Genomic DNA, 14,366 nt, shown 5'->3' on the forward strand with positions numbered 1-14,366 from the left:
GGATTTGCCAAGATCGATAGCCAGTGTCTTAACTTGCATGAGATGGACCCCTCTCTTTCGGTTTGGGTGACCTTCTCAGCGTAGGCGCGCTGAGAGGGAGGGTGGGTCCATCCCATTTCCTACACCGGTCTCCGTTGTAGGAGAAGAGCAGGCCGGGCAGATTCAGCCGCGACTTTGAAGAAGCAAGCGAGAGAAAACTATTTGCGCCGCATATCGTTCATGCGGATCTCGTAACCGCCGTCCTTGTAGTGCTTGTAGGCGGCACGGGTAACCGCCAGCACCTCGTCGGTCTGCACCACGATTTCCACTACCCGTTCCGCCTTCAGCGCCTGTTCCGGCTGCGCCAGCGTCAGATTGATGAACACCCGCTGCGGATCGATCTGTTCGGCCTGCCAGCCGATCTGCACCGGGCAGTCGTCGTCCCGGCCGCCGACCAACTGGTGGGGCACGAAACTTTCCGGCTTGAAGTTCCACAGCAGTTGGTCAAGCTGTTCGGCTGCCTGGCGATCTTCGCAGTGGATATGCAGCCGATGGCCGGCCGGCACGATCTGCTCGGCCAACCGGCACAGAAAGCGCGGCCGCGCCGCCGTATCGGCGGCGGGCAGCACGTAGAAGTCCGCCTGCGGCATCTTATTCCTCGTCGGCGGACTGGTTCAGCAGGTACTGGCACAGCAGCGGCACGCAGCGACCGGAGGCGCCTTTCTCCTTGCCGCCGCTTTTCCAGGCTACGCCGGCGATATCCAGGTGCGCCCAGCGGTACTCCTTGGTGAAGCGGGACAGGAAACAGGCGGCGGTGATGGTGCCGGCCGGCCGGCCGCCGATGTTGGCGATGTCGGCGAAGTTGGAATCCAGCTGCTCCTGGAACTCGTCCCACAGCGGCAGCCGCCAAGCCTTGTCTGCGGCCTGTTCGCCGGCTTCCAGCAACCGCGCGGCCAGTTCATCGTCGTTGGCCAGCAGGCCGGTGGCGTGATGGCCAAGGGCGATGATGCAGGCGCCGGTCAGGGTGGCGATATCGACCACGGTCTGCGGCTCGAAACGGCCGGCGTAGGTCAGCGCGTCGCACAGCACCAGGCGGCCTTCGGCGTCGGTGTTGAGGATCTCGACGGTCTGGCCGGACATGGTGGTGACGATGTCACCCGGCTTGGTGGCGCGGCCGCTCGGCATGTTCTCGGCGGCGGCGATGATGCCGACCACGTTCAGTTCGACGCCCATCTCGGCGATCGCCGTCATGGTGCCCAGCACGCTGGCGGCGCCGCACATGTCGAACTTCATCTCGTCCATCCCTTCGCCCGGCTTCAGGCTGATGCCGCCGGTGTCGAAGGTGATCCCCTTGCCGACCAGCACGTGCGGCTTGTCGTTGTCGCCGGCGCCACGGTAGTTGATGACGATCAGCTTGGAGGGCTGATCGGAGCCGTGGCCGACCGACAGCAGCGAGTGCATGCCCAGCTGCTCCATCTCGGCTTCGTCCAGCACGGTCACCTCGACGCTGTCGTGCTCGGCGCCCAGCGCCAGCGCCTGGTCGGCCAGGTAGCTCGGGGTGCAGATATTGCCCGGCAGATTGCCCAGCTGGCGGGCGGTGCTGACGCCGTTGCTGATCGCCGCGCCATCCTGGATGGCGAATTCGCCGATGTCGCGCAGCTCCTCATCCAGCTGGACCTGGATCTGCTCGAGCAGAATCGGGTCGGCTTTCTTGCTCTTGGTTTCGTCGTACTGGTACAGCTCGGCGCCGGCCCATTCGGTCAGGTGGCGTACCTGACGGTAGCTGTCGGCATCGTCGGCGGCCAGGCCGTCGAAAGCGAACAGCGCGCTTTTCAGCCGGCTGGCTTTGATCTGGTCCATCGCCGCCTTGACCACCTTGCGGTAGTTGCGATCCTGGCGCTCGCCCTGTTTGCCGAGTCCGACCAGCAGAACACGCTTGGCGGTGATGCCCGGTACCCGGTGCAGCATCAGTGTTTGCGCGCTCTTACCCTGAATATCACCCTGCGCCAGGATCTCGCTCAGGTAGCCGTTGCTGGCCTGGTCGATAGCGCTGGCGGAGGGTGTCAGCTGGCTGTCGGCACCGATGCCGACGATCAGGCAGTCACTTTCCGCGCTGGTGATAGATCCGCTGGTAATTTCAAAATCCATACTGACTCCACATGAAGACTTTAGACGCGCTTTTCAGCATAATTCCGCGTCAGACGGGTTATCCGATAGTGGTTAGCACTATAAACTATTTTGCCCCCGAAACCATTTCCGAGACGGACCGGTCCTTTTGATCATTTTTCGTTATCTTTCCCGCGAGATCCTGACCAGTATGCTGGCGGTCAGCAGCGTCCTGCTGGTGATCATCATGAGCGGGCGCTTCATCAAATACCTGGCCAAGGCGGCCACCGGTGAACTGTCGCCGGAGCTGCTGCTGCAGATCATGGCGTTCCGCCTGCCGGGCTTTCTGGAGCTGATTCTGCCGCTGGGGCTGTTCCTCGGCATCCTGCTCGGCTACGGCCGGCTCTATCTGGACAGCGAAATGGCGGTGCTCTACGCCAGTGGCCTCAGTCAGCGGCGGCTGATCGGCTACGCGTTGGGGCCGGCGCTGCTGGTGGCCGGCGCGGTGGCGGCACTGAGCCTCTATCTGACACCGGCCGGCGCCCACACCATCGGCCAGCTGATGCAACAGCAGGAAGCCCGTTCAACGCTGGAGTTGGTGACGCCTGGGCGTTTTCAGGTCGGCGACGACGGCCGGGTGATCTACACCGAAGCGGTAACCGAGCGGGGCGGGCTGGATACGGTATTCATCGCCCAGCGCAGCAAGCAAGCGGGCGAACTGGTGGTGGTGTTGGCTGAGCAGGGCGAGCGCACCGGCGAGATCGACGGTCAGCGCTACCTGCTGCTACAGGATGGTCGTCGCTACGAGGGCCAGCCGGGCCGGGCCGATTACAGCGATACCCGTTTTCAGGAGTACGGCCTGCGCCTGAAGCAGGCCGAGGCGATCGACGAGCCTACCGATATCGAATCCATGGCCACCGTCGACCTGCTCGGTCGCACCGATGCCGAAGGGCTGGCCCAGCTGCATTGGCGGCTTACCCTGCCGGTGCTGGCGTTGGTGGTGACCCTGATCGCGGTACCGATGGCGCGGGTCAATCCGCGCCAGGGCCGTTATGCCCGGCTGGTGCCGTCGATCCTGATCTACCTGCTTTACCTGACCCTGCTCAGCGCCGCCCGTAGCGAGATCGAGGAGGGCGGCGCGGTCTGGCTGTTGTGGCTGGTACATCTGCTGTTCCTGCTGCTGGCGGCCAACCTGGTGTTGCTCGGCGGCTTCTGGTCGCGGCAGTTCAACCGGCTGCCGACCTTCAGCTGGCGAACGCTGCGGAGGAAGCCGTCATGAAACTGCTCGATCGCTACCTGGCGAAATATGTGATGGGCGCCACCGCGGCGGTGTTGCTGGTGATTGTTGGCTTGGACCTGTTGTTCTCTCTGGTTGATCAGCTGCCCGACCTGTCTGAACAGTACGACCTGCTGGCGGCGATGCAATACGTGCTGCTGACCCTGCCGCGTCGGCTGTACGAATTTATCCCGCTCAGTGCACTGATCGGCTGTCTGTTGGGGCTGGGTGCCCTGGCGAGCCACTCGGAACTGACGGTGATGCGATCGTCCGGGGTATCGGTGCAGCGGATCGTGACCGGGGTGATGAAACCGGTCCTGATCCTGGTGTTGCTGGCGCTGGCGCTGGGCGAGTTCGTGGTGCCGGAGGCTGAGCAGAGTGCCCAGAGTTTCCGTTCATTGCGGGTGGCCGGCGGCCGGGCGCTGTCCGCCGGCGGTGTCTGGCACCGCGACGGCAACCACTTCATCCATATCAACAGTGCCTCCAGCAAGGGGGTGATCCATGGCGTCACCCGTTACGAGTTCGGCGACGACAATCAGTTGCTGCGGGCCAGTTTCGCCCGCGAAGGCCGTTACCGGCCGGACGGCTGGTTGCTGCAGGAGGTGCAGGAGACGCTGTTTGAAGATGGCCAGCAATTGCGTAGCGGCACCCTGGCCGAAGAGCGCTGGCAGGTCGAGCTGACGCCCAAGTTGCTCAGCGTGGTGGTGGTCGAGCCGGGCAACCTGTCGATGCAGGGGCTCTGGCAATATACCGATTACCTGGAGCGGCAGGGGCTGTCGGCGGACAGCTACAAGCTGGCCTTTTGGAGCAAGGCGCTGCAGCCGGTGGCGATCCTGGCACTGGTGCTGGTGGCGGTGTCGTTCATCTTCGGTCCGTTGCGCAGTGTGACGGTCGGCCAGCGGCTGGTGGCCGGTATCGTGGTGGGGCTGGGCTTCAAGTTCAGCCAGGATATGCTCGGCCCGGCCAGCACCGTGTTCGGCTTTCATCCATTGCTGGCGATGCTGCTGCCGGTGGTGATTTGCGCATTGGCTGGCGTGATATTGCTGCGGCGGGCAGGTTAAGGCTTGGCTGGCAATTCGTTGGGAGTTAACAGTTGAAAGTTAGCATTGAACAGCCCGTAGGTTGGGATGAGGTTTGGCTCAAGCAGGCTTCGGAATGACGTCGCCCGCGGAGCGGGCTGCTACGAAGTACTTAAGTCTGTAGCAGCCCGCTCCGCGGGCGACGAGTTTTCGCTAATCCCCGGGCTGGGGGATTTACGTGATCAACGTTTAGCGGCTTTCTTATCGGCCTTGGGAAGCTGCACCACGCAGCTGCCGGACAGCCGGTCATGCCAGCTCAGCCGGTTGCGGTCGACAAACATCCACAGGTAGCCCAGCCCGAAACAGCCCAGCGACAGGCCGGCTGCCAGGAAGCGCACCAGCGCCTTGCTGTAGGTCAGGTGTTCGCCTTCGACGCTTTGCACCCGCAGGCGCCAGGCCAGCAAACCCAGGGTCTGGCCGGAGCGATTCCAGAAGTAGGCGAAAAACAGGTAGGTCAGGATGAAAAGGACCGACTGGAACAGTGGTCCGCCGACCGCTTCGCCCTGGTTCAGGGCCACTGCGATAGCGCCGATCACCATCCACAGCGCCACGGTCAGCATGCTGTCGTACAGCAGCGCGGCCAGGCGCTTGACCGGACTGGCCTGGCTTACCTGATCGAAACGTTCCGGGAAGGCGCGAGCCATCAAATATCCTCTTCCGATTGTCATTCAGAGCGACCATCCGGCCATTGAATCCGGACGCTGTGCTACGGGGGCTCAATAGTACCCGATGGAACGCCGGCATCAACTCTTAGCTGGGCGGGCAGGGGGGCAAGGGATGAAATTCGGGCGCGGGGGGGGTAACCAATACCCGAAGGGGGCGCTTCCGTCCCCTTTGGGTATTTTGGGTATTGTTGCCTGCAGGCCTGGTGAGCCTTACTGGTAGGGTGTGACGTACTTGGATTTGTACTCTTGCGCCAGTTCCTCGGCCTCCTGCAGTTGGCTACTGTTCAGCTTCATGGTCAGGCGGCGTTCGATTGCGCTGGCGGTTTCATTGCCCAGCACCGCGGCATTATGCATCCAGGCGTAGGCAATGACGTTGGTGTCGCGGCTGCTGTCGCCTCCGTGGTTGTTGGAGTACAGGGTGCCGAGGAAGAACATCGCATCGGTGTGGCCTTGGGCGGCGGCTTTCAGGTACCAGCGTTCAGCTTCGGCGAAGTCCTGAGTCACACCGGTGCCGAAGTTGTAGCAACGGCCGAGGTTGTGCTGGGCGGCGATCAGGTGCTGTTCGGCAGCCATCCGGTACCAGCGTAGCGCTTCTGCCGCATCGCGCTCGACACCGTAGCCGAACTCGTACATCTCACCCAGGCGGTTCTGAGCGCTGGCGTTGCCGGCTTCCGCATCCGGTCGAACCTGCTTCAGCTCGACTTGGTACTCTTTGTTTTTCAGTGCCCGCAGGCTGTTGACGCTGGCCAGATGACCCTGGGCTGCGCCCTGGTTGTACAGCTGCTTGGCGCGCTCGATATCTTTCTTCAGACCCCAGCCGTGCTCGTACATCTGGCCGACCATGTTCATCGCGTCCGGGTTGCCCTCTTTGGCGAGCGGCTGCAACTCGTCCAGCGCAGCGGCGTAATTGCCGGCTTCGAACGCGCGAGTGCCCTTGCCCAGTTCGCCAGCCGCCAGGGCTGAAGCTGCGTGGAGGCTGAAGATAAGCCCGGCGGTCGCCAAAACGATCTTTTTAGTCATTAATCTATTGCCCGTAATCTGGTTAGGATAGGGTGAGAAGGCTGGATTATACCGTGCAGATCTGGGGAAATAATGCACAGACATCAAAAAAATCTGCCGCCTCACTCTGAAACAGTCAGGTTGTTTAGTTGTTTCTAATATTATTACAAATCTTAACCTATACCCTCATTCAGGGTAAGGCTTCTCACCGGGTTTGACTTGAGGGTAGAATGAAAATCAAACGGAGGGCTGCCGTTTAAAACTAGAAAAATAATAACGCGTCAATGGAATTGGATGCCGTAAAATGGACTTTTCAGGCGAGTGCTTGACAGGGACCAAGTACGTGGATTCAAACGAAGGACGTCGTATCTGGACCAACTGACCAATGAACAATCTCTCAATCCGTTTCAAGCTGATATTGCTATCAGTCCTGCCGATTTTCGGCCTGTTTATCATCGTATCGACAGCGCTGAACCAGATGGGGAACATCAATGCGGGGGTAGACCGGATCTACAAGGATCGGGTGATACCGCTGGAAGATCTGAAGATTATCGCCGATGACTATGCGGTGTATGTGATCGATGCTGTCAATAAAGCCAACGCCGGACTGATGTCGGCCGGTGAGGCGCTGCAGGGAATCCAGGAAGCGCGCCGGGAGATCGCCGGCAAGTGGCAGGCCTACATGGCGACCGAACTGACCAAGCAGGAGGCCAAGCTGGCTGACGAAGCCGAGCGACTGTTCAGCGCCGCCAATCGTGCCATCGACGGTGTCGAGAGCGCACTGCAGCTGTTCGCGTCCAATGGTCAGAGTGCGGCCGGCCAACTGGATGCCTATGACGGTCCGTTGTACCGGGATATCGACCCGATCAGCGAAAAGATCGCCGAGCTGGTGAACCTGCAGCTGCGGGTCGCCGGTGAGGAGCGTAGCGCTATTCAGGCGGCCTATGAGAGCGAAATCCTGATTCTGGCGATCACCACGGTGGCGATCGTCGTCGGTTTGGCGCTGCTATCCTGGGGGGTATACCGTTCGGTACGCGGCCCGCTGGACCAGATGCAGGATACTATGGAGCGGATCGCCCGGGATTCCGATCTGACCCTCAGTGTCGAGGTGCAGGGCGACAACGAACTGGCCAGTATCTCGCGCAGCTTCAACCAGATGCTGGAGCAGATGCGCAACGTGATCGCTCAGATCGCCAATGCCACCACGGCACTGGCCGGTTCGGCCAGCGAGATGACCGAGGTCAGCATCCGGGCCAACGACAGCATCAATACCCAGCGCAGCGAGATCCAGCAGGTGGCGGCCGCGATGGAAGAGATGGTGGCGACGGCGCAGGACGTGGCGCGCAATGCCGAAATGGCCGACAGGGAAGCGCAGGGCACCAGCGAAGAGGCCCGCAAGGGTAATGTGATTGTCGGCGATGCGGTGACCGCTACCACCAACCTGGTGCAGGATGTGGAGAACGTCTCCGAACGGATCCGCACCCTGGAGTCCGACAGCGAGAGCATCGGTTCGGTGGTCGACGTGATCAAGGGGATCGCCGAACAGACCAACCTGCTGGCGCTGAACGCGGCGATCGAGGCGGCCCGCGCCGGCGAGCAGGGACGCGGCTTCGCGGTGGTGGCCGACGAGGTCCGTACCCTGGCGCAGCGCACCCAGAGCTCCACCCAGGAGATCCAGGAGGCGATCGAACGGCTGCAGGAGGGCACCCGTAACGCGGTGCTGGCGATGCAGGCCGGTCAGCAGCGGGCGGAAAGTGCCGGCGGCAAGGCGACTGAAGCGGGGCAGGCACTGGGGGTGATTGCCAAGGCGGTTAACGCCATTACCGATATGAACGCCCAGATCGCCAGCGCGTCCGAGGAGCAGACCAGCGTGTCGGAAGAGATCAACCGCTCGCTGACTGCGATCCACGAAGCGTCCGATGCCTCGGCGGATGGCGCCGAACACATGGCGCAATCCAGCGAGGAGCTGCAACGGCTATCTGCGGACTTGCAGGCGCTGGTCAGCAAATTCCGCGTCTGACACCTGGCGCCATACAGCGCTGCAGAAACAAAAAGCCCGGCTGGTTCGCCGGGCTTTTTCGTTTTGGGGTGGGGCTCAGTCCTGCCGGTGCGGACTCAGCAGTTCGATCATGTAGCCGTCCGGGTCCTTGACGAATGCCAGGACGGTGGTCGAGTGTTTCATCGGGCCCGCTTCGCGCACCACTTCACCGCCCTTGGCCTTGATCGCCTCGCAGGCCTGGTAGACATCGTCCACCTCGATGGCGATATGGCCGTAGGCGTTGCCCAGGTCATACTGGTCGGTGTCCCAGTTGTGGGTCAGTTCCAGCGCGGTGTGCTCGCTCTCTTTGCCATAACCGAGGAAGGCCAGCGTAAAGCGACCGTCCGGATAATCTTTACTGCGCAGCAATTCCATGCCCAGAATGTCAGTATAGAAAGCGATCGATCTCTGCAGATCAGTGACCCGCAGCATGGTGTGCAGAATTCGCATCAGTGTAACCTCGTTCAGCAAACTGGTCGGGTGGGCCGGTGTAGCCTGTCGGATATCGGTCCCGGGCGCTCGCAGAGCCGGTGCCGGGGTACTGCGATGATCGCGGCCGACGGATATTAGCCCGGCGCGGCATGATACCCGAATAGATAGGGAAGGATTCGAGATGTTTCAAGATATGAGTAAGAAATTGAATGAGTCGATGGAACCGTTCAAGGACCTGATCAATATCCAGACCCGGATGCTCGAGGAGCTGACCCGGCAGCAGATGGAGTGCACCAAGTCCTGCATCGACGCCACCATTCAGCAGACCCGCGAGCTGCAGAAGTGCAAAAATTCGAATGATCTGTTGGAATTGCAGCGCGCCTATGCCCATGAGCTTGAAGAAACCTTGCGTGCCGCCGGCGAGAACAATCTCAAGGTATTGGCCGACGCGCGTCAGGAGATCGAACAACTGACTCAGGACTCGTTCGACGCCTTCGCCAAGCGCTGATTGGCGGGCTAAACGGTGGCCGATCGGGTAGGATAGCGGCTGCTGTTTATTGTTAGTGTTTTTTGCCAGCTAATAGCTAAGGAACCCCAGCGGCTATGAGTACCACGATCGGCCTGTTTTATGCCTCCACCACGGGCAATACCGAAGATGTCGCCACGTTGATTGCCGAGAAGATCGGTCATGACCGGCTGGCGCTGCATGACATCGCCGCCGAAGGGCTGGCGGCGATCGATCAGTACCAGTGGCTGATCATGGGGATTCCCACCTGGGATTTCGGCGAGCTGCAGGAGGACTGGGCGGAACTCTGGCCGGAGCTGGAGCAGATCGACTTCAGTGGTCGCACTTGTGCCCTGTTCGGACTGGGCGACCAGCTCGGTTACGGCGAGTGGTTCCTCGATGCGATGGGGCTGCTGCACGATCTGCTGGCAGAGCGCGGTGCCCGGCTGATCGGCTACTGGCCGGTAGAGGGGTACAACTTCGAAGCGTCCAAGGCATTGACCGACGACCGGCAGCAGTTCGTCGGGCTGGCGATCGACGAGGATGGCCAGCATGCCGAAACGGGGCCGCGGGTGGCCCGCTGGGCCGAGCAGGTGTTGGCTGAATTCGAAAGCGCCGACGCTTGATCCACACTGCCGGCTTTGATTACGGATACCTGTTGTCGGAGTTGCTCGGTCAAGTGCCATTCAAAAACAGGTGGGCTACGATCCCGGCTATATAGCCCAGCGCGATCGCCCAACTCCAGCGTAGATGGATCAGGAAGGTATAACTGCCGCGGGCCTGGCCCATCAAGGCTATACCCGCGGCCGAGCCGATCGACAGCAACGAGCCGCCCACGCCGGCGGTCAGGGTCACCAGCAGCCACTGGTTGAGATTCATCTGCGGTTCCATACTGAGCACTGCGAACATCACCGGGATGTTGTCCACCACGGCGGACAGTACGCCGATCAGGATATTGGCCCAGGTCGGCCCCAGGTCGCCGTACAGCCAGCCGGACACATGACCCAGGTAGCCCAGCGCCGACAGCCCGCCGACACAGAGCACCACCCCGTAGAAGAACATCAGCGTGTCCCAGGAGGAGCGCTCCACCACCCGGAAGATGTTGAACTGGCGGATAATATCCACTTCATCCTCATCCGGGCTCAGCTGGGAAATGGGATGGCGGCCGTTGGGGTGGGCCGACAGCTGCCCCTGCTGCCAGTGTAGCGGTGCGAACCGCTCCAGATAGAGGCTGTACACCTTCAGCACCCCGAGTCCGGTCATCATGCCCAGCACCGGTGGCATATGCAGCCAGTTGTGCACCGACACCGCCAGCGCAATGGTGGCCAGGAACAGAACGATTATGCCGATGGCACCGGGCTTCAGCTGTTCGGGCTTGCTCTGGCCGCCCGGCGGGCCCTCCTTCAGGGCGATCGACATCAGCAGCGCCGGTACCAGCCAGGTCACCAGCGCCGGTAGAAACAAGCGCAGGAACTCGGCAAAGCTGACCAGCCCCTGCTGCCAGACCATCAGCGTGGTGATATCGCCGAACGGGCTGAAGGCGCCGCCGGCATTGGCGGCCACCACCACGTTGATGCAGCCGACACCGACGAAGCGGTGGTTGTGGCCGCCTACCGCGATCAGCACCGCGCCCATCAGCAGCGCGGTGGACAGGTTGTCGGCCACCGGCGACAGCAGGAACGACAGCAGGCCGGTCAGCCAGAAGATCGATTTCAGGCTCAGCTGGCGGGCGATCAGCCATTCGCGCAGGCAGGCGAACACCCGGCGCTCCTCCAGCGTGGTGATAAAGGTCATCGCCGCCAGCAGGAACAGGAACAGTTCGGCATATTCGAGAATGTTGGTGCGAACCGCTTCGCCGGCGGTGACGGTGTCGCCCTGGCTGGCATAGGCCAGTCCGACCAGCACCCAGATGAAGCCGGCCGCCACCACCACCGGTTTCGATTTGCGCAGCCGGAAGAACTCCTCGCTCACCACCAGCAAGTAGGCGAGGACAAAGATCAACAGTGCGGCGATACCGTAACTGCTGGTGGTGAAATCCTGCCAGGGCAGTTCGCTGTCGGCGTTGCCGGCGATGGCCGGTAGCCCGAAGGCCAGTAGCGTAAACGTGGCGAATAGCGGGGCGATCCATCTGCGCATATCTGGGCTAATCTCATAAGCGGCGGTTCAACACGGGCGTCCTGCCGATTTGGCCGCCGCTGTGGGGCAGCCCGGCCCGGCGCGTTCGTCTGAAGTTTAGGGCAGCGATGCGAGCCTGCGCCAGTGATGCGGCTGAAAGCACGTTGCGGAGCTGCGTCGATGATTTAAACAGCAAGCGGCTTCGGGTAGACTATGCTCCTTTTTTCCAACCAGCGAGTTTGTGATCGACACGATGGAAATCAACCCGATTATCAACAGCCTCAATGATATCAAAGAGCGCACTGATGCCCTGCGCGGCTACCTCGACTACGACGGCAAGAAAGACCGTCTGGAGGAGGTGACCCGCGAACTGGAAGATCCGGCTGTCTGGAACAATCCGGAGAACGCCCAGGCGTTGGGGAAAGAGCGCTCCACGCTGGAGGCGGTGGTAACCACCATCGACGATCTGAGCAGCGGCGTCGAGGACGCCCGTGACCTGCTGGATATGGCCGTGGAGGAGGATGACGCCGATACCGTGGCCGAGGTCGAGCAGGAGGTCGAAGCGCTGCTGGCCAGGCTGGAGACGCTGGAGTTCCGCCGTATGTTCGCCGGCGAAGCCGACGCCAACAATGCCTTCCTCGATATCCAGGCCGGTTCCGGCGGCACCGAGGCCCAGGATTGGGCCAACATGATGCTGCGTATGTACCTGCGCTGGGGCGAGAACAAGGGCTTCAAGACCGAACTGATTGAAGTCTCCGAAGGTGAAGTGGCCGGTATCAAATCCGCCACCATCCGTTTCGAGGGCGAGTACGCGTTCGGCTGGCTGCGCACCGAGACCGGCGTGCACCGGCTGGTGCGCAAGTCGCCGTTCGATTCCGGCGGTCGCCGTCACACCTCCTTCTCATCGGTATTCGTGTCGCCCGAGATCGATGACAACGTCGAGATCGATATCAACCCGGCCGACCTGCGCGTCGATGTCTACCGCGCGTCCGGTGCCGGCGGTCAGCACGTTAACCGGACCGAGTCCGCGGTCCGTATCACCCACGAGCCGAGCGGCATCGTGGTACAGAGCCAGAGTCAGCGCTCCCAGCACCAGAACAAAGACACCTGTATGAAGCAGCTGCGCGCCAAGCTGTACGAGATGGAGATGCTCAAGCGCACCGAAGCGGCCCAGGAACTGGAAGACAACAAGGCCGATATCGGCTGGGGCAGCCAGATCCGCTCCTACGTACTGGACGACCAGCGTATCAAGGACCTGCGCACCAACGTGCAGACCTCCAACTGTGACAAGGTGCTGGACGGCGATCTGGACATGTTTATTGAAGCCAGCCTGAAAGCTGGCCTGTAAGTCTGAGCTAAGAGTTTACTGAAAGGTTTCCCCCCAAGATGTCTGACAACACGCAGCAGCAAGATGAAAACCGCCTGATCGCCGAGCGCCGCGACAAGCTGGCCGCGATGCGCGAGCAGGGCAACGCTTTCCCGAACCGGTTCCGCCGCGACAGCTACGCGCAGGACCTGCAGGACAGCCACGGCGACAAGAGCAAAGAGGAGCTGGCCGAGGCCGGCATCAAGGTCAGCGTTGCCGGCCGGGTGATGTTGAACCGTGGCGCCTTCATGGTGCTGCAGGATATGAGCGGCCGCATCCAGTTGTACGTCAACAAGGAGGCGCGCGCCTTCGCCAAGGGTGTCGACCTGGGCGACATCATCGGCGTCACCGGCGAGCTGCACAAATCCGGCAAGGGCGACCTCTATGTCGACATGGCCGAGTACCAGCTGCTGACCAAGAACCTGCGCCCGCTGCCGGACAAGCACAAGGGGCTGCAGGACACCGAGATGCGCTACCGCCAGCGTTATGTCGACCTGATCACCAACGAGCAGTCGCGCACGGTGTTCGAGATGCGCTCGAAGATCGTCTCCGGCATCCGCAATTACCTGACCGAGCGCCGCTTCATCGAGGCGGAGACACCGATGCTGCAGGTGATTCCGGGTGGCGCCAGCGCGCGGCCGTTCATCACCCACCACAATGCGCTGGATCGTGACATGTATCTGCGTATTGCGCCGGAACTGTACCTGAAACGGCTGGTGGTCGGTGGCTTCGAGCGGGTGTTCGAGATCAACCGTAACTTCCGCAACGAAGGTCTGTCGACCCGCCACAACCCGGAATTCACCATGCTGGAGTTCTACCAGGCGTACGCGGACTACCATGACCTGATGGACCTTACCGAGGACATGCTGCGCACTGTCGCGCAGGATGTGCTGGGCACCACCACCATCGTCAACACTGCCCGTGACGAAAACGGCGAAGTGCTGGACCGTTGGGAGTACGACCTGGCCAAGCCGTTCCAGCGGATGAGCGTGTTCGATTCCATCCTGCACTATAACCCGGATATCACCGCCGAGGCGCTGGCTGACGAAAACGCCGCCCGCCAGATCGCCGAGCGACTGGATATCGACGTCAAGGACAGCTGGGGGTTGGGCAAACTGCAGATCGAGATCTTCGAGAAGACCGTCGAGCACCGTCTGGACCAGCCGACCTTCATCACCGAGTACCCGACTGAAGTCTCGCCGCTGGCGCGCCGTAGCGATGACAACCCGTTTGTTACCGACCGCTTCGAGTTCTTCGTCGGTGGCCGCGAACTGGCCAACGGCTTCTCGGAGTTGAACGACTCCGAAGACCAGGCCGAGCGGTTCCGCCAGCAGGTGGCCGAGAAGGATGCCGGCGACGATGAAGCGATGCACTACGACGCCGACTACATCAACGCGCTGGAATACGGTCTGCCGCCGACCGCCGGCGAGGGGATCGGTATCGACCGCCTGGTGATGCTGTTCACCGATTCACCGTCGATCCGCGACGTGATTCTGTTCCCGGCGATGCGCCCGCGCTCTGTTTGATAGCAATCCGCTTCGGATTGAAAAAGCCGCGTCCTTCGACGCGGCTTTTTTGTGGCTGTATTTTTGGGTTTTTAAGTATCGGTGGCTACGGTTGCCCGCGGTACCCAGCAGCCTAGAAGTGGCCTGGCGGGCCGTAGGAGAAGTGGCCTGGCGGGCCGTAGGAAATGGGATGGACCCACCCTCCCTCTCAGCGCGCCTACGCTGAGAAGGTCACCCAAACCGAAAGAGAGGGGTCCATCTCATGCAAGTTAAGACACTGGCTATCGATCTTGGCAAATCC

13 protein-coding genes are annotated in these 14,366 nt (G+C 61.6%); 7 read left to right on the forward strand and 6 right to left on the reverse strand.

Annotation, left to right across the window (positions count from 1 at the left end):
* Positions 1-197: 197 nt before the first annotated feature.
* Positions 198-629, reverse strand: coding sequence for a DNA polymerase III subunit chi (locus K6T12_RS20495; RefSeq protein ID WP_222224833.1), 432 nt, complete (start codon positions 627-629; stop codon positions 198-200).
* A 1-nt stretch (position 630) separates the two neighbouring features.
* Positions 631-2,127 (reverse strand): leucyl aminopeptidase, encoded by a 1,497-nt coding sequence (locus K6T12_RS20500; protein ID WP_222224834.1) that lies wholly within the window; start codon positions 2,125-2,127, stop codon positions 631-633.
* Positions 2,128-2,254: 127 nt separating this feature from the next.
* Here K6T12_RS20500 and lptF point away from each other — a divergent pair, with 127 nt between their 5' ends.
* Both lptF and lptG read left to right on the forward strand, forming a co-directional pair.
* Entirely contained in the window at positions 2,255-3,364 is a 1,110-nt protein-coding gene (lptF, locus tag K6T12_RS20505) for an LPS export ABC transporter permease LptF (protein ID WP_222224835.1), read from the forward strand.
* On the forward strand, positions 3,361-4,422 hold the full coding sequence (lptG, locus tag K6T12_RS20510) for an LPS export ABC transporter permease LptG (protein WP_222224836.1): 1,062 nt from the start codon (positions 3,361-3,363) through the stop codon (positions 4,420-4,422). The genes lptF and lptG overlap by 4 nt, the downstream gene beginning before the upstream one ends.
* A gap of 200 nt (positions 4,423-4,622) precedes the next feature.
* On the opposite strand, the gene K6T12_RS20515 is transcribed toward lptG, so the two are convergent.
* Together K6T12_RS20515 and K6T12_RS20520 are read right to left on the reverse strand one after the other, a co-directional pair.
* A complete protein-coding gene (locus K6T12_RS20515; protein ID WP_222224837.1) occupies positions 4,623-5,084 on the reverse strand; it encodes an RDD family protein in 462 nt (153 codons plus the stop codon).
* 231 nt (positions 5,085-5,315) lie between these two features.
* A complete protein-coding gene (locus K6T12_RS20520; RefSeq protein WP_222224838.1) occupies positions 5,316-6,125 on the reverse strand; it encodes a tetratricopeptide repeat protein in 810 nt (269 codons plus the stop codon).
* 364 nt (positions 6,126-6,489) lie between these two features.
* On the opposite strand from K6T12_RS20520, the gene K6T12_RS20525 reads away from it, so the two are divergent.
* Positions 6,490-8,124, forward strand: coding sequence for a methyl-accepting chemotaxis protein (locus K6T12_RS20525; protein WP_222224839.1), 1,635 nt, complete (start codon positions 6,490-6,492; stop codon positions 8,122-8,124).
* 75 nt (positions 8,125-8,199) lie between these two features.
* On the opposite strand, the gene gloA is transcribed toward K6T12_RS20525, so the two are convergent.
* Positions 8,200-8,592, reverse strand: a complete 393-nt coding sequence (gene gloA, locus K6T12_RS20530) for a lactoylglutathione lyase (protein ID WP_222224840.1) — start codon at positions 8,590-8,592, stop codon at positions 8,200-8,202.
* 163 nt (positions 8,593-8,755) lie between these two features.
* Between gloA and K6T12_RS20535 the strand changes: the two genes are divergently transcribed.
* Both K6T12_RS20535 and fldB read left to right on the forward strand, forming a co-directional pair.
* Positions 8,756-9,082: a phasin family protein gene (locus tag K6T12_RS20535; protein ID WP_222224841.1), complete on the forward strand. Its 327-nt coding sequence runs from the start codon at positions 8,756-8,758 to the stop codon at positions 9,080-9,082.
* A gap of 95 nt (positions 9,083-9,177) precedes the next feature.
* Positions 9,178-9,705, forward strand: coding sequence for a flavodoxin FldB (fldB, locus tag K6T12_RS20540; protein WP_222224842.1), 528 nt, complete (start codon positions 9,178-9,180; stop codon positions 9,703-9,705).
* Positions 9,706-9,754: 49 nt separating this feature from the next.
* Here the strand turns inward: fldB and nhaD are convergent, their stop codons facing one another.
* On the reverse strand, positions 9,755-11,215 hold the full coding sequence (gene nhaD / locus K6T12_RS20545; RefSeq protein WP_222224843.1) for a sodium:proton antiporter NhaD: 1,461 nt from the start codon (positions 11,213-11,215) through the stop codon (positions 9,755-9,757).
* A gap of 232 nt (positions 11,216-11,447) precedes the next feature.
* Between nhaD and prfB the strand changes: the two genes are divergently transcribed.
* Positions 11,448-12,542, forward strand: a complete 1,095-nt coding sequence (gene prfB / locus K6T12_RS20550; RefSeq protein WP_222224844.1) for a peptide chain release factor 2 — start codon at positions 11,448-11,450, stop codon at positions 12,540-12,542.
* Between the two features lie 38 nt (positions 12,543-12,580).
* Positions 12,581-14,086, forward strand: coding sequence for a lysine--tRNA ligase (gene lysS, locus K6T12_RS20555; RefSeq protein ID WP_222224845.1), 1,506 nt, complete (start codon positions 12,581-12,583; stop codon positions 14,084-14,086).
* Positions 14,087-14,366 lie beyond the last annotated feature (280 nt).

It is taken from the genome of Marinobacterium arenosum, from assembly GCF_019795155.1.
GTDB classification, from domain to species: Bacteria; Pseudomonadota; Gammaproteobacteria; order Pseudomonadales; family Balneatricaceae; genus Marinobacterium_C; species Marinobacterium_C arenosum.

Coding starts and splice junctions, on each gene's coding strand:
- K6T12_RS20495 (WP_222224833.1), bottom strand. CDS start 629: ATGCCGCAGGCGGACTTCTACGTGCTGCCCGCCGCCGATACGGCGGCG.
- K6T12_RS20500 (WP_222224834.1), bottom strand. CDS start 2,127: ATGGATTTTGAAATTACCAGCGGATCTATCACCAGCGCGGAAAGTGAC.
- lptG (WP_222224836.1), top strand. CDS start 3,361: ATGAAACTGCTCGATCGCTACCTGGCGAAATATGTGATGGGCGCCACC.
- K6T12_RS20515 (WP_222224837.1), bottom strand. CDS start 5,084: ATGGCTCGCGCCTTCCCGGAACGTTTCGATCAGGTAAGCCAGGCCAGT.
- K6T12_RS20520 (WP_222224838.1), bottom strand. CDS start 6,125: ATGACTAAAAAGATCGTTTTGGCGACCGCCGGGCTTATCTTCAGCCTC.
- K6T12_RS20525 (WP_222224839.1), top strand. CDS start 6,490: ATGAACAATCTCTCAATCCGTTTCAAGCTGATATTGCTATCAGTCCTG.
- gloA (WP_222224840.1), bottom strand. CDS start 8,592: ATGCGAATTCTGCACACCATGCTGCGGGTCACTGATCTGCAGAGATCG.
- K6T12_RS20535 (WP_222224841.1), top strand. CDS start 8,756: ATGTTTCAAGATATGAGTAAGAAATTGAATGAGTCGATGGAACCGTTC.
- fldB (WP_222224842.1), top strand. CDS start 9,178: ATGAGTACCACGATCGGCCTGTTTTATGCCTCCACCACGGGCAATACC.
- nhaD (WP_222224843.1), bottom strand. CDS start 11,215: ATGCGCAGATGGATCGCCCCGCTATTCGCCACGTTTACGCTACTGGCC.
- prfB (WP_222224844.1), top strand. CDS start 11,448: ATGGAAATCAACCCGATTATCAACAGCCTCAATGATATCAAAGAGCGC.
- lysS (WP_222224845.1), top strand. CDS start 12,581: ATGTCTGACAACACGCAGCAGCAAGATGAAAACCGCCTGATCGCCGAG.